The organism is Bacteroides eggerthii, from assembly GCF_025146565.1.
In the GTDB taxonomy this organism is placed as follows: domain Bacteria; phylum Bacteroidota; class Bacteroidia; order Bacteroidales; family Bacteroidaceae; genus Bacteroides; species Bacteroides eggerthii.
Genome location: NZ_CP102258.1, coordinates 1261019 through 1282425, shown reverse-complemented (window position 1 = coordinate 1282425; position 21407 = coordinate 1261019). Strand labels below are relative to the sequence as shown.

10 protein-coding genes are annotated in these 21407 nt (G+C 44.2%); all 10 read right to left on the bottom strand.

From position 1 onward, the window contains the following. Positions 1–32: 32 nt before the first annotated feature. The 10 genes from NQ546_RS05070 to NQ546_RS05025 all read right to left on the bottom strand — a co-directional run bounded on the left by NQ546_RS05070 (position 33) and on the right by NQ546_RS05025 (position 21375). Entirely contained in the window at positions 33–4070 is a 4038-nt protein-coding gene (locus NQ546_RS05070; protein ID WP_004288938.1) for a family 78 glycoside hydrolase catalytic domain, read from the bottom strand. Positions 4071–4117: 47 nt separating this feature from the next. After that, a complete protein-coding gene (locus tag NQ546_RS05065; protein WP_004288937.1) occupies positions 4118–5566 on the bottom strand; it encodes a glycoside hydrolase family 140 protein in 1449 nt (482 codons plus the stop codon). Between the two features lie 44 nt (positions 5567–5610). Beyond that, the gene (locus NQ546_RS05060; RefSeq protein ID WP_039953072.1) at positions 5611–8016 is read right to left on the bottom strand and encodes a glycoside hydrolase family 95 protein; all 2406 of its coding nucleotides are present in this window, start codon (positions 8014–8016) and stop codon (positions 5611–5613) included. Positions 8017–8295: 279 nt separating this feature from the next. Then, the gene (locus NQ546_RS05055; RefSeq protein WP_004288934.1) at positions 8296–8961 is read right to left on the bottom strand and encodes a DUF3826 domain-containing protein; all 666 of its coding nucleotides are present in this window, start codon (positions 8959–8961) and stop codon (positions 8296–8298) included. Positions 8962–9051: 90 nt separating this feature from the next. Continuing rightward, a complete protein-coding gene (locus NQ546_RS05050; protein WP_004293454.1) occupies positions 9052–10797 on the bottom strand; it encodes a thrombospondin type 3 repeat-containing protein in 1746 nt (581 codons plus the stop codon). A 192-nt stretch (positions 10798–10989) separates the two neighbouring features. Continuing rightward, entirely contained in the window at positions 10990–11655 is a 666-nt protein-coding gene (locus tag NQ546_RS05045; protein WP_004288931.1) for a DUF3826 domain-containing protein, read from the bottom strand. A gap of 155 nt (positions 11656–11810) precedes the next feature. Then, positions 11811–14081, bottom strand: a complete 2271-nt coding sequence (locus tag NQ546_RS05040; RefSeq protein ID WP_004288930.1) for a RagB/SusD family nutrient uptake outer membrane protein — start codon at positions 14079–14081, stop codon at positions 11811–11813. 23 nt (positions 14082–14104) lie between these two features. Next, complete coding sequence (locus tag NQ546_RS05035) at positions 14105–17590, bottom strand: SusC/RagA family TonB-linked outer membrane protein (RefSeq protein ID WP_004288929.1); 3486 nt, start codon at positions 17588–17590, stop codon at positions 14105–14107. A 31-nt stretch (positions 17591–17621) separates the two neighbouring features. Beyond that, positions 17622–18521 (bottom strand): sugar phosphate isomerase/epimerase family protein, encoded by a 900-nt coding sequence (locus NQ546_RS05030; RefSeq protein ID WP_004288928.1) that lies wholly within the window; start codon positions 18519–18521, stop codon positions 17622–17624. 175 nt (positions 18522–18696) lie between these two features. Then, positions 18697–21375 (bottom strand): alpha-d-galacturonidase, encoded by a 2679-nt coding sequence (locus NQ546_RS05025; protein WP_445344285.1) that lies wholly within the window; start codon positions 21373–21375, stop codon positions 18697–18699. Between the last annotated feature and the right edge of the window lie 32 nt (positions 21376–21407).

The following is a 21407-nucleotide window of genomic DNA, read 5'->3' as shown; positions in this document are numbered from 1 at the left end:
ATCATTAACAGTTTAAATTCGTAAAATATAATTTACTTTAGTTCAATGGCTTTATAAGCAATACGCTTACGGCGCCATGTATAGACACAATGCAGTTTTCCGTCTTTTCCCTGAATAATACTGGGATAAGAATATTGGCTGATAGGGCTGTCCTCAAGCACAACCGCGTTCTTCCAAGTTTTCCCATCATCCTCAGACACCGCAATAGACACAGGTGTACGCACACCTTTAGGTGTACCAGGCAATGTAGCAAAATCATTGAAAACGACCACCTGTCTGCCATCCGCCAAAGTCACTGCATCCGTACCCGAATTGTTATTAGGCAAATCACTAAGGACCACCTTACTCCAAGTATCTCCACAATCACTGCTATAAGTCACCGCCAGTTTTGCATTACGTGTGCGGCCAATAGCCATAAGCCTTCCATCTTTAAGCTGTAAAATACTGGGCTGAATACAGAGAATAGGTTGCGCCCCTTTCTCTGTCAGAACCTCACCGGCTTCAAGATCATCACCCGTCTCTTTTTTAATACCTGCCTTACGTAGGGCAGTGGGCAGTGAATATTCCGCATCTACGGGCCCTACATACTTCCATGTCTTTCCTTTATCATCCGAAATCTCGAAATGAAATTTCCAACCATTTCCCTCTGTACTTGACGGTGCTATGATGCGACCATTAATATAAACCGGTTTATTCTTAATGGGGCCCAAGAAACCTTTGGCAAGAGCTTCCGGTTTACCCCAAGTCTTTCCTCCATTCTTTGAACGAACTTGCCAACCGGTCCAGTCTCCTACTCCGTAACCTATTTTATAATACAGTACCAGATCCCCGCCGGGGATTTGGAATAACACAGGATTATAGCAAGGCTTACGCCAAGTTTCGTCTACCAAGGGCTTACCGCTATTCTTGGCGGGCGCCATCCACCATGGATAATTCTTGCCATCTCCCATAGGAACTGCCGGAGCAGCTTCCCTGGCTCCCCCCATACGCAACATTGCCTCGCGAAATAGCGCAAACCTATCTTGTTGTACAACATTCGGCTTATCTCTCAGCAATTCATCAATAATACTGTCACGCGCTGCAAATTTACTTAAATCTCTTTCACTGAAAGCGGCAGCCGTAAGTTTTGTATAAATACCATCGGCAGCTTTATACGGTTTAGTCCATTCTTTACTACCATAGGGCTTGCGGCAGGTCCAAATATTACAATCAGGATTCTTTTCGCGTGTCCCCCCAAAGAAAGCTGCTACCAAATCACCATTTTCCAATTCTACAACAGTAGCGCCATGACATTGAGGAAAGCCTGCATCTTCATAAAGGAACTCATCAGTCACAATACATTTGTCGGCAGCAGGGATATCCACACTAAAATGATACTTTCCCGAACCTACTTTTTCTACTTTCCCATTAGGAAGATAGACTGATGCAAACGTATTGACAGGTATCTCTATATCCCACTCTAAGTGTTGCAAGGTTTTCTTCCAGCGGCTTACTACCCTGCCATAAGGTGTGCGGTAACTGGCATCAACATAGCTAATATCTTGTATCTCAAAATTAGGACACATTCTGATATGTTTGAATCCTACCTTACCACGCCCACGTTCGCTCTTTATTCCAGCCAGATTCTCATAACACCATGGCAAGAAATCACCCAAAAGCATTACATGGTTACCACTGTTCATTGCCGGATTCGCCGTATTCCCATTCCAAAGTTCCCAAATGGTAGTAGCTCCCTGTTCGGCCATATAGCCCCATGAAGGATAAGTAGTGTTAGTTGCCAACATATAAGCCACATCGGCAAATCCTCGACGTGAAAGTTCGCGTAACAGCCATTGTACTCCAATTACCCCACAACTGATATGTTCTTTATTAGTCACCACAATGGACTGAACAGTACTTTTTACCACATCATCCAAACAATCTTTGGGAACCAAACCAAAAGCCAACGGCAGAATATTGGCTGTCACTGTATTGTTGCCATAGTACACACTATCAGGGTATAACACATGCCCCGGCACAAGCGAAGTACCGCGTTTCACTGTGAGATACTTCCGATTAAAAGCATCCTTCACTGCATGTTCCAAATCCATCCAGTACTGTTTATCGGTTTCATACCCCAGTACCTCGGCAAACCGATGAAGAGTCTGCAACAATTTGGCACCATAGGCAGTAGCAATCAGAGCTCCCTCAGTCACCCTTTTAGGATCACGACTGTGAATCATGTCAAGCGATTCAGGAGGCACGCACCAATCACCATAGCGATCTTTAGTAAAGATATATTCGTCAGTCATGTATTCCTCAACCATGTGATTCATCCAACGTTTCATGGAAGCATAGCTTTGCCGCATCGGCAGTGTATTGCCATATTGAGTGTAACACATATCCACTGACATAAACAATGCAGCAGGCCAAGTCATGTTGTCGCTGTAATAGTTCCAATAGGCAGGAGCCACATCAGGGATACAACCATCTTCACGCTGAGCTTCACAAATGTCACGTATCCATTTGGAATAGAGAGGTCCATTTCCAAACAAATAGCTCTCACCCCATGTTCCCATAGTGCGATCCCCCAGCCAGGGCTGGCGCTCATTACGCTGTGGACAATCTACGGGCATACCTTTATAATTACCCAAAATACCCCACCAAGCATTTTGGTGAATACGGTTCAACGTTTCATTTGAAGTGGTGAAAGTTCCAAGTTCTTCCATTTCATCACTGACTACCTCACCCACAAAATCATTAATAGTAGCAGTAGGAAATCCCGATACCTCTACATAGCGAAAGCCATGATAGACAAATCGAGGCGCCCATGTCGCATTATTTTCACGAGCGTTACAAATGTATGTATCTGTGACTTTGGCATCACGCAAGTTCTTCACATAAAGCTCCCCGTCGGGCTGTAGCAATTCGGCAAAGCGAAGTTTAATGGAATCACCCAACTCGCCACGTACATTCATACGAACCCAACCTACCATGTTCTGCCCCATATCAAGAATCCATTTCTCTCCTTGACGGCGCATACTGACAGGCTTCAGAGACCTCAACACTTTCATATTAGGAGCCATTGCACCACGCAATGTACCGGTGGGAATACTCACCCGCTCTGCTGCCCCCCATTTAGAGTCATCATAACCGGCACAAGTCCATTCTCCCAACTCTTTGCGGGCATCATACCTCTCACCGTCATACTCATTGTTACTACGGATAGGACCATCTGCAGTCAGTTTCCAGCTCTTGTCAGAAACCAGCGTTTCACAGCTACCGTCAATATACTCAATAATCAAATTAAGACGTAATTTGGGATAACCAAAATTTGCAATTTTATAAGGTTTATAGTTCTGCCGCATAGTGTAGAACCTTCCATTGCCTAAAGTTACACCAATAGCATGTATTGTGTCGGACGCCAACTGACGGGTAACATCGAAGCTATTGTAAATAATGGTTTTGCGATAATCGGTCGGTGCAGGCGCCAGTACCTGCTCGCCTATACGCGTACCGTTGATAAAAGCCTCGTACATTCCCATACCCGCAATATGCAGAGTGGCACGTTTCACTACCTTCGAAGTAGCAAACTCCTTACGCAGGTAGCGAGAAGCTAATCGGCTCCATTGCGTTTCACTATCCCAAGGCGCCGGACGATCCATGCCAATCCATTGTCCGCGCCAATGTCCTTCATTCAACAGTCCAATACCGAACTGTGCCACTTCACTCCATGAGGTTTCGCCTTGATTGGTATAACATTTCACCTTCCAAAAAGCTCGCTGATTGCTTTTAAGCTTTACTCCATTATAAGAAACCCACAGCGATTGTTCACTCTCAATGCAGCCCGAATCCCAAAGGTCAGCTTTATTTTCAGTAAGCATTTCGACTGAAGAAGCGACCAGTATCCGGTAAGCGGTCTGCATCACCCCCTGCCCATCGCTTTGCATCTGCCAACTGAAACGCGGTGTAGTCGTATCAAGCCCCAAAGGATTGCTCATCTGTTCAGTATAGACGGACGAGACTTTTACAGTAGTAGCCTGAGTTATCAGAGCTATAAAAAGAAATATAAATGATAAAGTTTTACGCATCAGTGTTATATTATTTAATGAAAGCAACTATCCTGTCAATACTCATATCAATGCTTCTCCGGCAGTTCTTTCCACTCCTTTTTTACATACTCTTTTGAAGTATCAATAGCGATAAGGACCTGATCGTTTCCACTCATATAGCCGCTGTCATGTTGAAAACTTGTAATCTTGCTGTCAAACTCGCCCAAGTATTCAAGTTTACCCGTAGCAGCACTCATCCACCACACTTTTTTCTTGTCACCACTGATTTTCGACAAATCAATTTGCATGGGTCGTCCCGAGTAGTTGTAAACCAACAGATAGTCATTGCCACGAGTAGCTATAGCACGATCATAGCGCTCGCCATTGGCACCGGCAATAATGCTCTGGTCGGGAATCCGTTCAAAGAAAGGAAAGGCCAGCATCAGGTATTTCAAATATTTCATCTGATGAAAACCGGGATCTTCAAGAGCATCCCACCAAGCTTTCTTCATGCCATCAGCACCAAAAGAGCCAAGCACGCCCGGACGGATAAATTGCATGATGTCATTGTGTCCGTAGCTATGTCCGAAAGATCCGGCAAATACTGACCAATAGGCATAACGGCGTACATCATGCTCATTCCAGCGAGTTTCGTTGGGATCATGCAATCCTTGAGGAATATTCTCATAAATAGGTTCATCGTCAATTACGGGTTTCAGGGGATTGAGTGTAGAAGCTTCCACAAAACGCCAGTTATCCTCTTCTGTGTTTTCTTTGATAGGATAATCACCATCTCCCTTACGCTGGCCATAACGGCGATGTCCGCTTTGGAACATATTAAAATCAAGCCATTCGCGATCATTAAACCAAGCAGCAGAAGTAGTGCGTCCACGAGGGTGGAAAGTCATCAGATGATCTTTGTCCTGCTGACGGATGCTGCGTGCCAAAGCATCCCAAACTTCCGTTTTCTTATCACCGCGAATATCGCCACCGATAATCCAGATAATGTTCGGATCATCTTTATAGCGGTTCACAAGAAATTCTCCATAAGCCACTGCTTCTTTCTCATTCATTAATCCGGCATCCACAGGGCTTCCCCAAATACATACCATACCGATATAGATACCTTTCGAAGCTGCCGTCCTAATGATATAATCCATGTGGTCCCAATAGCCATACTCGCCTTTCTTATCAATGTTCTTAAAGTTCCACCCGTCAGGATTAGAACTTTTTCCATAAATATTGTACGAAGGCACACTATTAAGCACCTGCACTTGAACCATATTATAGCCTGCCTCTTTGCACTTTTGCAAATAATAGTTCACTTCATCGCGATTTAGCCGCTCAGGCATCAGCCATCCGGTTTCACCCAACCAAAAGAAAGGAGTACCATTTTCATGTCTTAAGTATCGTCCCTCATCCGATACCTTCAATTTCCCGTTTTCCCAAGGAATATACGTTTTAGCTTTTTGAGCCATTACGCCGCTACCCATAAACATCAGGACAGCCATCGCTATCATTGAAATCTTTCTCATATATTTGAATTTATTATTTTTTGCATTTTTTAAATCGCACGTTCCTATCTACCGGCAATTGTATAGCTTTCACCGGCTTTGGTATTCAAATCATAAAGATAAGTTTTTTTCAACTTAACTTCATGGAGTTTCGCCTCTTTATTCACAACCGGCTCCATGACTTGAGGCACTTCGTAAATGGCATTAGGATTTTCACCGCGTGCTTTCTTTAGTCCTTTGCCCTGAACAGGAGTAAGCGTACGCAGACGGAAGTTTCCACCCTTCGACGAGTATATGGTAAGTTTGTCCAATTTTCCGTTTTTCCAGCAGAAGTCAAGTTCAAAACCGCCACGTGCCTTAATGCCGCGAATACGCCCTTCTTTCCAGTTAGCGGGTAAAGCGGGAAGTAAATAAACAAAACCATCATGGCTCTGCATCAGCATCTCCGCGATACCTGCCGTACAACCGAAGTTACCATCAATTTGGAAAGGTGGATGAGCATCGAAGAGATTAGGATAAGTCCCCCCTTTTTTCTTTTCATTGCGCACCAGTGTCAGCTGATCGGTAATCAACTTGTAGGCATGGTCGCCATCAAGCAAGCGGGCCCACAAACAGACTTTCCACCCCATACTCCAACCTGTGGAAGGATCACCGCGATGAATTAACGAAGTACGGGCGGCATCCCAAAGTTCGGGCGTACGAAAAGGAGAAATCTGATTGCTGGGGAAAAGCCCGTAGAGGTGCGAAATGTGGCGGTGTACATCCTTAGGATCATCCCAATCAAACATCCACTCTTGCAATTGACCCCACCGGCCTACTTGCATAGGCGCCATCTCCCTAAGCCGTTGTTCATAGTGAACAGCCAAAGTTTCGTCTGTATTCAATAGACGGGCGGTAGTAATTACCTGATTCCAAAGATCAAAAATCAACTGATTGTCCATAGTGCAACCGGGAGCGGTAGTTGACTTGCCTTTGCTACCCGCATGTACATTTTCCGGAGAATTACTGGGACAAACCACCAACCAATTATGCACCGGTTCCTTCACCATAATCTGATCAAAGAACTTAGCGGCCTCCTTCATTATGGGATAAGCAGTACGAAGAAAACCTACATCGCCTGTATAAAGATAACGTTCCCACAGATGACGGCACAACCATGCTCCGCCCGTAGGCCAAAGTCCTGAAGGAGCCTTATCAATAGCCCCTGTAACACGCCAAATATCAGTATTGTGATGAAGCACCCAACCTTCAGCGCCATACATAGTCTTAGCCGTTTCGCGACCGGTTTCACTTACTTCGCTGATAAGTTGCATTAGCGGTTGATGCAACTCACTGAGATTGGTTACCTCAGCCGGCCAATAATTCATTTCGAGGTTAATGTTACAAGTATATTTGCTATCCCACGATGGAAAAAGTTTATCATTCCAAATTCCTTGTAAATTGGCAGGTTGGCCGCCGGGCTGAGAAGAGCAAATCAGCAGATAACGCCCAAAACGAAAATAAGTTGCTACAAGAAAATCATCCTGCGTTTCACGAAAGTTCTGCACACGCATATCGGTGGTAACATCGGCATAACGGTCGGGGCCCAAGTCAAGGTCCACCCTATCCATATAACTCTTGTAAATGGCCAAATGTTCCAATAATGATTGTCGGTAACTATGCTTCAAAGCAGCATGCAGATAGTTCTTGCTACGCTCCACCTCATTACCCGTAATATCCTTATAATTCACAAAATTTGTAGCGATAGAGAGATAGAAAGTAGCTTCATCCGCTTTTTCGACTGCTAACACACCATCTGCGCACGAGCTATGTCCCCCTTGTGTACGAACTGCCATACGCCCCTGAAAGAGAACTTTACCTTTCAATCCTTCGTGCCAAGAACTTACACCGCTCAGAGTTATTTCATCTCCTTCACTGGCAATCATTACATCTTGATGTGGTGAAGTGAGATGTGCATTACAAGTAATCATGCCGGGCCGGGAAGCCGATAGACGCACCATCACCACCTGATCGGCAAGCGAGGTTATGGTCTCGCGCCGGTAACGCACTCCGTCAACGGTGTAACATACCACTGTACGGGCGGAATCAAGACTAAGTTCACGATAGTAATCGGTGTAGCGGGTGTGACCGGGAAAAGCAATACGCAAATGTCCAAATGACTGATAAGGCATACCGCTATTGGTTTTTGCCATCACCTTTTCGGTGGCAAGCGTTTGCGCTTCAAGATACTTGCCCTCAAACACCAATTGACGCACCTTGGGAATATACTCCAAAGCATTAGGGTTGGCATTGTTATTCGGACGTCCGGCCCAAAGTGTCTCTTCATTAAGCTGGATATTCTCCATGGCAGGTGTGCCATAAACCATAGCACCCAGCCGTCCGTTACCCAGCGGAAGCGCTTCAGTCCACACCTGGGCAGGTTCGTCATACCAAAGCTTATAAATTCGTGCCTCATCGGCAACAGTCTGCATCACTGGCCTCCTGATGACTTCTGCAAGGCCCTGCAGAGCGGCGCAAACGATAAATAAACAAATAGTGATATACCTTCTCATGTTTTCTTATAAGATGAATAGTGAGCACATAATTATATATAGCAGACGATTGAGAAACGGTATTGTACTGACTATTCAGAACCAAAATAAAGGCGTCCGGCAACATAGAAAAAGGTTGCCCACCTTTTCCTTATCAGGAAAAAGAGTAGACAACCTTTCTTACAGAGTAGTTTTGCCGAGCAACGAGTGATTTTTCCGTCAGATTTTCTTACCGGCTGCTTTTAAACGCTTATACCATTCATTGCGTTCTTTAACCAAATCATAACCACGCTTAGTCAGATAATTATTGATGCGGCCTTTATATTTATTGAATGCAGCATGTTTCTTATCAGAGTTCTCGGCATCCATCGAAAATTCCCGAGCCTCTTTATACCAGGCATAAATCTGCTTTTTTTCTTCCTCGGTCAGCGAAGGTACCATGTCTACCAATGACTCATATTGCACCTGCAATGAATTATATGTCATCCCATCTTTTATCGCATCAATCTGCTTGTCGTTGATATAGAGCGAAAGGGAAGCAGGAAATTCGAAATGGCAACGATACAAAGTCGCATCTTTCTCAAGTTCCGCTGCTTCAATGGCTGCTTGCTTGGACGCGCCCGTAAGAACGGCCTTGGCATACTTCACTTTCTGGTCACGTACCTCATAAATATCATTCAGTTTAAAATAGCGATTGGCCAAAATATACAGCACATTCTGCTTAACCGCAGGATCAGTAATACCAAGATTATCAACTATCTTTTCCGAGCGTTTCAAGATAGACTTTACATAGTTCGGGTCGCGCCCCAAGCTATCAAGCTCAACAGCTGAAGCCGAAAGGGCTACGCAACAGAACATGATGCTAAGAAATATTTTTTTTAACATACAAATTATATTTTATTATCGGTATAAAAATATTAACCCGCACCAGTCAATCAGAATAACTAAATAACTGGTGCAGGCATAATTTACTGATTACATCAAACGTCCTTTTTCTGCAAGTGTATCGTAGTTGTTATTCAAATTCGTCCAATCGGTACGATTAACAGTACTGATACCATTAATATATTTTTCAATATTAGTATATCCGTCTCCTGTGCAATCCTCATTTGCATCCGAAGCATCGTTAGGATTCAAACCATTGGCCTTTTCCCATTCATCCGGCATACCGTCTTTATCAGTATCCACATAAGGAGTTCCCTTATATTCCGGATATCCCCCCATTTGGTTAGGATGTGTAATAATACCTATTTTATAAGAGTCTTTAGGCAAACGACGGTATTTGAACAAACCGTCCTCATTCTGTGACTTAGGAGAAAGTCCCCACTTGCAACCGAATGCATCCTCAGGAAGCTTCTTCATTTTCTTCTTATCGGTATAACTAGGATCAACATAAGGTACGCCTGTTGTTACTTCCTCTACAATGCGTTGGTCTACAATATCGCGGCAAGGCAATGTAGCTCCCACATTCTTCAACACAAAGTCATAGGCACTCTTTGCAGAAAGGATATTGACATAAGGCATCACAAACGGTTCATACTGACGAACATATCCTTCATGACCTTCTACGCCATTAGTTTCTTCAATCTGAATACCGCCTTTCCAGTTGTCCTCAGTGATTTCAGGATAACCTTCCATAATATTTCCTGCAGCATAGATACGGCCATAAACCTTATGATCGAGTTTGCTACGACCGGCTTCCGGTTTCAGAATACGATGGCCTACAGAAGTATCCTTAGGAGTAGCAGGGCCCGGTTTATAATAATTGTTTATCATATTGAACATAGCCGTATAGTCACCGCCATCCGATGAACGATGCACCCAGTTGAATACTACATTGTTTACAAAATTAAAGATACCATTCCAACCAATAGAAGGGTTGCGGCCCGAGTTACTCGCCCAAAGGTTACGTGCAAAAGCGCAATTCTCTCCACCCAAGGTGCTGCCAAATGCATGATTGTAAGTATCCAGCGCTTTTGCCGAAATTGTATTTTGGATAGTGACATTCACAGTAGGCAGTTTCTTAGCTTTCACCTCATATTGTCCTTCACTTTCATCGAACATGTGACGGTAGAACGAGATATTTTCATCCAATCCCCATGTACAGGAACAGTGGTCAATCATAATGTTCCCCACAGGATTACCCCCGAAAGAGTCATCACGATGATATACATTGGTCTCTCCACGACGGAAACGCATATGACGCACTACAACATCATGAGTCTCCACCCAAAAAGATTCACCGGCTATACAAACGCCATCACCGGGTGCTGTCTGTCCGGCAATAGTAACATAAGGAGCGCGAACAATGATAGGAGTTTTCAGTTTAATAATACCTGCCACATTGAATACAATGATACGGGCACCACCTGTTTCGCAAGCCTCACGAAACGATCCGGGACCTGCATCATTCAAATTGGTTACAGTGATAACCTTACCACCACGTCCTCCAAACGAATACATACCTCCTCCTTCAGCACCTGGAAAAGCGGGAATTTTTGCCTGAGGCAAATCGTAAGGACGGCTTGCCCAAGGCACGTAAGGACGACCGTTTTGAGCTTCTTTCATCACAATGGGATAAGCCACAGCCCATGCCGAGTCCGAGTGTGCATATAGCTCTTTACGCATTTTCTGATAAGCTTGGCCTGCCTCAGAAGTCAGCTGAGGATATTGCGCCCATGCTCTTTCAGAAACGAAAAACGAAACAAAGGCAGCAGCCATAACAAATAGATTTCTTTTTTTCATGGTTCTTATAATATTATCAATTAGAATTCATCACATAATCATCAAACAGTTATTATTTGGACGAAAAGCAAGCTATTTTGTACTCGCGTTTTCCAACTGCATTTACCCTAAAAAATCACCTTTTATGGGAAAAGTTTGAGATTCAATGTCCTAAACAAAAATCCTAAATTATTTCAGGATACATTTACGCGCTTCCTGTTCTTCGGTCGCCTTACGCAAGTCATATCCACGTTTGGCAAGATAATTATTGATACGTCCCCGATACTTAGTAAACATCTGGCGCATCTTCCTGTCATCCAAAAAATCCATACTAAACTCACGAGCCTCAACCAACCAATGATAAACCCGCTCACGCTCTGCTTCAGTAAGTGAAGGCAGGAGATCTATAAAGTCATTATAGCGCACGAAAAGATAATTATTCGTCATCAAATTCTTCACAGTCTCTACCTGAGCATCCGTAAGGTAAAAATTAAGCCAAGCGATAAAATCGAACCGGGTGCGATAAAGATCATTATTATAGTTATAGTAAGACCGCTCAAAAGCATTGGCTTCTTTTTGCTTTGGCAATTTGAGAGCCCGGATAGAGTCATTACGGTTATCATAGCGATTATGAATGGCACACAGTTCAAGATAGCGATTCGCAATAACAATATGTACGTTCTCACGCGTAGAGTCACAAAGTTGTCCCAAACCTGCCACTATTGCTTTCGCCTTTGCTTCAGCTTTAGCGATGTCTGCTACACGTAAATTACGGGTATTAAGCGTTGCATCTGTAGCATAGACCGTCACAGAAAGTGCAAAAAAGAGGACAAAAGTACAAAAAATACGGTTCATAAGAAATATAAATTAAATGATAGATATAAATATAAGGAACCCGCCCAAAGCCCATTAGCATTCAGGCGGGTTCGTATAATAATTTAATGATTATCCGTAATAACACCACTGCATTTCATAAAGGCAGCCGATGTAATATTGGGGACAACCGAAGACTATTCCTCTACGGTACAATAGTAATAAGTACCATTCTGCTCATCGACTGTTGTGCACGAAGGAGTACGGTTTTCGATCATCCAACCAGCTGTTTGCTCAATCCAAGTATTACCCTTCCCTGCATCATACATATCGTAATGAATAGGATAAATATAGTACCATCCACGCCATGCAAACAAGAAATTACGATCTTTCTCCGTAGCTCCCGAATCCATACCATACTTGTCTCCCAGTTTCTCGATAGGATCGTAAGTCTTCATATTCACGCCTTCGTAGAATTCATCAAGTTTATTCAAAGCTACTTCACGCTCAGTTTCATTCATATCACGTTTAATGGCAGGAACCTTCTTATAAAGTTCATTGTCAATCAAAGGATGATTCACTTTATCGCCTTCATACTCATCGACCGCATGTATATTGTCAATATCATAAGCCCAAATTTTGCTCGTATGTTTAGTTCCCGACAAAGGTTTCATGCCAAGGCGGGTCAGAACATTATCTGTACGGGTATAGTTAGGACGGCCGTTCTGACCATCATAGATTTTCCATCCCGCTCCCCAAGCAAGTTCCGGGTCGTATGCGCCTGTTCCGGAATTATATCCGCCACCAATATTGGGGTCAAATCCAGCACCGCCTTCAAACAGCAACCAGCGCTTCAAATCCCAAGGACGTTTCCCTTCATATGCCAGTTCAATCTGACGCTCAGTTAAAACAGCCTTAATGAGTTCATACCGTCCGCTGATTGAACCTAATCCATAATTATCCGTAGATAGAATACCCACACGCGAACGAACCTTTCCAAGATAAGTCAGACATTCAGCCTTTCCTTGAGCTGCGTAACACTCTGCCACATTTAAAAGAAGTTCACCGTAACGATATTCCATAATATCCGTAGAACTCGAATTCTCAGCGCCTATTGCAGTTTTAGGATCACTCATCTTCCAAACAATAGCACGACTCTTACCGGACACTCCACTATCACCCTTACGTCCATCTGTGTAACGATACATGTTTCCATCCTTATCGCTATACTTGTAAGCAAAAAGCCAAAGGGGTTTCTCAACACCCGGCCATTCGCAACCTGAGAATGCAAATGTACGGTAGAAACGGGGGTCTCTATCACGATAGAACTTCTCATCATCATAGCCGTTAGCCGGAGTAGCTTCTTTACCACTCTTCATAGGGAAAACTCTCAATATCTCCTCGGGAGCAGGGATACCTGCCCCATCATTACTGGCTACGGCACTCGGACGAATCTTGTTTTCCCACTTATTAAATACACCAGGCACCAAAGGATCATCACACATCATTAAGGTAATAATACTTTCGGGGTTGAATGTATTATTGAAGCCATAAAAAGCCTTGTCCCATGAATTAATGTCCGTCACACTGGTTCCATAACCGGCATCATCGGCAGCCTTCAAAGCAGCAAGAGAAGCCTCGAGCGCTTGCTGCCAGCGTTGGCTGTCCGGGTTGTCCCAATTTGCATTAAAGATAGGACTTGCCATGAAAATACGGGCGCGGGCAGACATTGCCAAAGCCGCTACGGAGGTAAAACGGCCGTAATTCTCGTTATCCCATTTGGCAGGCAGTAAAGAGGCAGCCTGTTTAAAATCTTCACAAACTTTATCAATACATTCCTGCATAGGCATACGTGGCGACTTAGTGTCCATGTCAGGCATATCAATATCAGTACAATAATAAGGAAATCCGCCCCATTCTCTTGCGGCATCAAAGAAAAGCCATGCACGCATGAAAATAGCCTGACCTTTCAACCGGTCCCAAAACACATTATCCGCAATAAGTGAACGTGAACGTTCTATCTCCTGAATAAAGTTATTAATAACATAAACAGTGGGATAAAGGGTCTTTTTATCAAAATTATTATAGTTTTTCGTATCAGAACGGGGAGCATTCCAATAAGGAGGATTGGAAATGTGATTACCCGCCTTTACCTGCTTCTGGACCGAACCATCATAATAGCTTCCTTTCCAACCGGTCATTTCTTCCGAAAATTTAGCCTGCTGGCCACCGGTATTCTTATCATGCCGCATGATAGGATCTGCCCCGCAAAGAGGAGAATTATAAGTCTCAAAGCACTGTTTATAGAGTTTGGCAAGTACAGCCGTAGCTTGCCCTTTGTCACTATACACATCGACAGTAGTCATGTTGTTATAGTCTTTCTTTTCTTTCAAGAAGTCATCGCTGCATGAGGAGATTCCAACCATCAAACACGCAACACCGATATATGTCTTAAATAGATTCTTCATATTAATTGCTTTTTTTCTAAAAATCAGAATGTCAGATTCACACCAAGACTCCAAGTTCTCAACGTAGGATATCCTGTACTGATACCATCATACATATTCACAAAATGATCCGGGTACGGGTTGTGGAAGTCCCACAGGTTATTACCGCTCAGGCTGACAGAAAGCGCATCAATCTTTGCTTTTTTCAGCAGTGATTTTGGAAGTGAATAAGAGAAAGACATGTTTCGCACATACATACGGAATGAAGATACTTGCCAGAAATCTGACGTTTCTCCCCAAGCATTGCCCGCAGCCATAATCGGATAGCGTCCATTAGGATTCTCTACCTCATCGAACATATCAGTTACAAAAGAGTATTGGCTCCAGATGAAATCGTCCGCCTTGGCAGCTATACCGCGAAAATCAGTAAATCCACCCCATGAGGTAGCAAGCTGGGCTGACCAACTGAAGTTGCCCCACTGTAAGCGGAGTTTCGTATTGATAGTATGAATCCGGTTATCAGCCAATTCAACATAATCTTCACCATGATCCCTTGATATCACACCGTTAGGACCGGCAATGGTCTTGTTTTTCGTATCAATATCTCCGTTAACATCTTCGTATACCAACATTCCCGGATACATTTTTTCTTTTGAGGTAATGCCGAGGAAGTTTGGAGATGTACCCGCTGCCTCTGCCAACTTAGTCAGATAGTCCCAATACTTATCAATATCCGCCTGGTTGCGGAGAATACCATCGCCCGAACTTGTGTGTTTCCACGTCTTAAAGCCATAGGTACCACCCATGCCATGATAACCAGTCCAGTTCTTTTGGTTGGCTATTTCAGCGGGATAATCGAATGTAGGCTCGTCGCCAAGCACAGTACTGTTCCATGATATACCGTAATCCATTCCTATCTGATACTTAATCGGACCCCATTTAGGCAGAATCGCCTGGTTTATCTGATCTTTCCAGTTTACTGAAAATTCAAGTCCCCATGCATTCTTCTTACCATAGTTGATAGAAGGGAGTTTGGCTCCAATCACAATTGGTTCCTCGTCAGAAGATATCATCATGATAAGGTCTTTTGTCTTGTCATAATAGAAATCGGCTGATACAGACAGACGGTTATTGAGCATATTCATGTCTATACCGAAGTTCTGCTTGATAGTGGTGTCCCACTTAATGTCACGGTTGGCAGTACCATTGATAATGGCACCAGATGCGAACGATCCTCCCAGCGAACCGAAGCCCATACCGCCCGTAGGTTCTATTTTGTAGATTTGGAGCCACTGCCATGCAGCGACATTGTCCTTACCTGTCTTACCAATGCTGTAACGCAATTTGAAGAAGTCGAAAATTTCATCAAGTTTAAGGTTCTTGAAGAATTTTTCTTCTGAAGCAACCCAACCGAACGAACCAGTAGGAAAGAAACCCCAATAATTTTCGGGAGCAAACTTTGTAGAAGCATCCGAACGGAATACGAACTGAGCCAAATAACGATTATCGTACTTATAGCTTGCTCTTCCGATGTATGACAAAGCGCCGCTCTCATAACGACGATAATACGTACCCTGAGCATCAGAGCTCAATGTACCTGCCGTAGCACTTGTGCCTCCGTAAGACATACTCATACCTCTATACAGCTGCGACAAATCGTCACCTTCACTCTCAGCACGTTCCACAACCGCCGTAGCAGCAACATCGTGCTTGCCGAAAACGCGGGCATAATTGATAGCAAAACTCATCTGTTCGCTCTTAGTGGATTTCTTGCCATATTTCACACGTGGCTTCTTGTCCAAGTTATCGCCTTCGGGATCGCCATAATTAATATATCCCCATTCTGTATGATCACCCAAAAGGTGCATGCCCTCTTTATTGGTGTTGCCTGCACGAGCCAAGGCATAATATGCGCCAGCTTCTTCAGAATGTGTATTAGCATACGTAATAGAGTAGGTTCCCTTCAAGCTTAATCCTCTCACGAAAGGTACATCATAATTCAGCGAGAAATTAGCATTGTAGCCGTTCGATGTATTATATTTTCTTGACGTAGACTCCTCTTCAGCAAAATAGTTCCACAAAGGATAACCTGTAACCTGACTGTCCGGTTTGGTATCCAGCAACTTCGGACCGCCCCAAGGCGAAACAAAATGCCTTTTTGTCTCTCCCGTAAGAGGGTCTACGATCTGAGTATCCCAGGGAATAAACTTAGGCATGTGATTGAGTTGGACATAATCTCTAGAAGGGCTTTGGTTACCCCAAGGTCCGGAACCGATATTGACTTGGATATTATTACCCACCTTGTCCGTATTGTAGCCCGACACTGAAGCCGAAAGTTTCAGGCCTGAAGCTACCTTTACATCACCGCCTGCGCGGAATGACCACTTATTGTAGCTCTGAACCTTTCCTAAATTCGATCCTTGATCCTGAAAGTTAACCCCTGCAAAGTAAGTCACCTTGTCCGAACCACCGTTCACAGTCAGAGAGTGACGGTGAGAAACAGCCGGATCCCAAGCTTTGTCTAGCCAGTTATAATTAAGCCCTTTCATGGCTTGCAATTCTTCATCAGAATACTTATAATACGCATTACTATTATCTCCTTTCACCCGGTCTGTCTGATCGAAAAGACGATTGGTAAATACGCCCAATTCATAAGAATTCATCGTTTTAGCATGGCTTACGGCATCAGAGAAGTCGATCTTACCCGAATACGAAATTTTCGGAGTACCCACAGAACCACGTTTAGTCTTGACAAGAATAACCCCCGAAGATGCACGCGAACCATAAACAGCCGCCGAAGCATCCTTCAGCACTGTCATGCTCTCGATTTCAGATGAACTGAGCATATTAAAGGCATCCATAGAAGGCTCGCCCTCTGCATTGACCTGCACTACATCATCGATTACGATAAGAGGTTGGTTAAAATTGGAAGTCTTGTCAAAACTCATCGGCTGACGTATAGTAAATGAACCGGTAGAGCCCGGACGGCCATCTCCCTGGTTTACATCCAAACCTACTATCTGTCCGGCAAGAGCGTCTATCAACGAAGAACCCGGAGAGTCAGGAATCTCATCCATCTTCACATTTGATGCCGCACCAGTAAGGTCCTTCACGCGCTGCGTACCATAACCTACCACGACGACTTCCTCCAGCAACTGAGCATCCTCACGAAGAACAACCTTCAGTGCTCCTCTTGACGGAGCTGTTACCACTTGAGTAACATAACCGATAAAAGAGACTTCAATCTTAGCACCTTTAGGAGCATTAATCGAGAAATTACCGTCAAGATCCGTAATAGCACCGACAGTAGTACCAACAACTTTGACATTCGCACCAATTACCGGAATGCCTTGTTCATCCAACACTGTGCCTTTCACTGTCTCATTCTGCTGGACAATGTCTACCTCCGCTGCATGAACAGCAGCTACGGCAGTACCGGCAGGAATAGAGAATAAGAAAGAAACACAAATAGCCTTCGCTGTATTAAGGCATCTGTTGTGTCTACATAGAAAAGATTTCTTTTGTTTCATCTGATCAGTATTATGTTAATTTTTCATTTGATTATTTAGCATCTTGGAATACTTCTTTTAAGTACCTTATATTCATCCCGAAGTTTTTCTTCACATTACGCACATCCCCAGCATCGCGCGAACGCTCTACCACCAGCCAACCACTCCATCCCATCTTATCAAGCTGTTCCTTTACACGATGCATATCGATATTCTTACTGTGGGGAAGTGTCACGCCGTCAGTTTCCGAGATATGTATCTGACAGATACGCTTCCTGCCCAATGTCTTTAATTCTTTATATAAATCGCGTTTATTGTCCAATGCTTCCTGTACACTGAAGTATATTTGAATACCTTCCGAATTGATCTGTTCAAGAAGCTTGATATCCTCCTTGGCAGACAGACCTGTACGAATACCTATCACTAGTCCTTCGCTATGGGCCATTTCGCCAGCCACATGCAAACGACTCACCAACCGGCGGCGTTGTTCATCATCTGTTTTCCAATCATTGCCGCATCCCCCCAATGGCAGATAAGCAATCTTGGCACCCATCACCTGCATCGTTTTAATACAGTCATCGATTAATACCCGGTAATTACGGTGCTTCAGGAAACTCTGTCCATAAAAGCCCGACATTGCTATCGAGGGTACCTCAATCTGATACTCGGCAGCCGTTTTCTTGAATAATTCCTGAAAATACACTTGATGCAGCTTGTTATCGAAGGTGTCCCGTTTACCCAGACCGCCCATATCCATCTCTACACCGTCAGCACCAATCTCATGCGAAAGTTTAAATTCGCCCAGCTTTTGTCTTTTCAGCATCATCCAGTCGCAAGCCGCAACTTTGTAACGGTGCGAAAGCGTATTCGCCTGTTGTGCCAACACTGGTGAAAGTACCCAGCTTAAAATCAGCACAATCACACAGTATTTTAAATTACCCCTTTTTTTCATAATATTAATCAATTATCATAAACAAAGACGAAGAACTTTTTTGTTTGTACTAAGTACTTGCTTAATTTTTCTCATTAAAACAGAAAAAATCTCTAAAGCAGTCAAAGACATAATGCAAACCTATTGTTTTTAATCCTTAGCCGCATTTCAACATTTTTTCAGGATACTAAAACTTTTATCTATAAAAAAGCCAATCCATAGCCTCATCATCACCGGCTAACCCAGCATTACGGCTCTTTTCAGGAAGCGAAGCGGTCTTCACAAATCCCAGCAACTGTGCAAAGCCCTTGGGAAGAAGTAGTGTATGTCTACCGGGAGCAAACTGATAAGCGTGTACATTGGAAAGCGGCATATCGTTCATCCGAACTGCTGCCGTCAGCTTAGCTTCAGCTTGCTTATAATCATTGGCAGAAGCATCGGTTTCAAGTTTGGGTGCTTTGGCATATTTCGTTTGATCATCGCGGAAATAACCGACCAACAAACTGACAGGCTCTTTCGCTTCAAACTCAATAGCCGTACCTTCAGCACGCTGGCGGGCACTGCTCATCACATAAGCGGTCAGCCCCTCCAATTCAGGAGCCAAAGCCTGCACCTTGACGTCCCGGTCGCTGTAAATAGAAGCTCCTACTTGTAGACGGACGCTCTTTAAAGGAGTGATCAGTGTTACTTGAGCAGGTGTCATGGCAGTAATCTGCTTGTCCTCTTCGATAAACTCACCTGCAGCTTTTGCCTTAAGTGTGGCAATGTTCGCTTTGAAGTTTGTCAGTTCGTTTTCATAATGCACCAGCATTTCCGCCCAAGTCTTGTTCTTCCCGTTATCGCCGCCGATAGGAATACGGCGTTGGGCGGTCTGCATACTATTAGCGTACAAATAAGTATCTTTAGTCAGTTCCACCAACCGGCGGTAATAAACCAAACTCTCTTCCAACAAGGGCACAGCCGCATCAAGCTCTGCCATATCCTTGCCCCATTGATAATTCAGCACATGTTGGGCCGCATGCACTTTTTTATTAAAGAAATAGGCAAACTCACGATAACAGTGCATGTCGTTCTGTAAACGCAAGAATTCCTCTTGATTTTCTTTTACCTTCGGAGCAACACGATCAATAGCGTCGACCGCCTTGTCACCATGTACAGCAACCTGCGCCACAATATCGAGAGGTAACTCGCCTACATGGGGTTGCTTTTTCCACTCTTTCTCCACATATTCAATCAGTTTCTCGCCTTCGGGACCACAGCTTTCATAAAATCCGGGATAAATGGTGTATTTATAAGGATTCACCAACTGGCTCATAAACATGCCCAATAACAAAGTCTGACGATTCCCTTCGGTAATGCCAAAACGACGCAACAGCTTAGGAGCTATCTCGCCACTCTCCTCATACGCCATGCGAATAGCAGCACCATCTCCATCACTTGTTCCATAGAAGCCCGCAAACTGATTGTTCCAATAATTGATTTCATCAGTGCGATCACGACGGCAATTCCAGGCATAACGCCCCCAGGTCTTGTACCATATCCAATCTCGGTAGAGTTGCTTTTCACGTTTCCCATCCGAAAGTTTGTCGGCCGTATAAGGCCAGTCCCAATAAGAAGCCTGCGGATACAGATGCAAAGCATTGGCCCCATGCACATCGTGCATAGCATTGACTGTCTGCTGCACAAAATCGGGAGAGCCCCAGCGCCATGGCTCCAAATTAGCCAGAATATGCACATTGCTGATATGAATACTACCCAAAGAACTAAGATCGGTGTGAATCTTAGCCCATGGACCACGAGGTTGGTAAGTAGTGAGCGACTCACCGTTATACTTATGCATAGTATAGAGGTTCTTATAGAGTGGCAGGGCGGCATCCATCACCATCTTACTGTCAGTGTCATGCGCACGCACCAGCACAGGAGGCTCGTCGGTGCGTCCCAACGCTTTCAATCCATCCTTAACACCGGGAATGATAGTCTTCGTAAACCATTCCACATCATCCTCATACGTATCCATTGCCTCGCCCAAGCATACAAGAAGTCCTACATTAGGATATTTTTCAATGAAGGCAGCAACCGACTTACGGGTGTAGTCACTCACCAAAGGAGTAATGGGACGGTTACGATCTTGGGTCTTCAGCCCATAATGATCCGCAAAAGGCTTACTGAGAAGAATATTATAGAACATCTGAATAACAAAAATACCGCGTTTCTCCGCTTCAGTAGTGAGGAACAGAAACATGTCCTCGTTCTTCTTGAACGTTTCATCATCCACTTCCACTGCAAAAGGATAGTCTTTCAAACGGACCAACGATGCAAAAGGATGTCCGTTCCACAAATAAAGCGAGTTCATCCTGTTCTCCACCAACATGTCCAGATAATCTATCCACTGTGCCTTATCATAAAACCAAGGAAAATTCTCCGGCGTATAAGGATACTCGTATACACCACGTCCGGGCAGATACTCCATCTTCTGTATACCTACACAGCCACCCCGAAGAACCATCTCGGGCGCATCTGTAAAGGTAGCCGGCAAATCGAAACTGCCCTCATTGGCCTCCAGCCTGTCTATGATTTCACGACACCCATAGATAACTCCCGTTCCATCGTTACCCACCACACGAATCAGGTTCCCGTCAGAGGTAATGGTAAAGCCTTCTTTTTTCAAGCCTGTCGTATCAGATGCCTGAAGCAGACTGATGCAGATGCCCTTGTCTTGCCCGATAACCTTCGTGCTTTGCAAGGAATCAGTAACAACAACCGGATCATAGCCAAACCCGGCCAGTGCATCTTTTAATTGCCCTCCGGCATATATCACCCTCGTCGAAGCAGTACGAGGCATCAGAATAGTCACTTCAGTTTTGCTGCAACCCATCTGTAAGAAGATGACGCATACTAAAAGTAAAA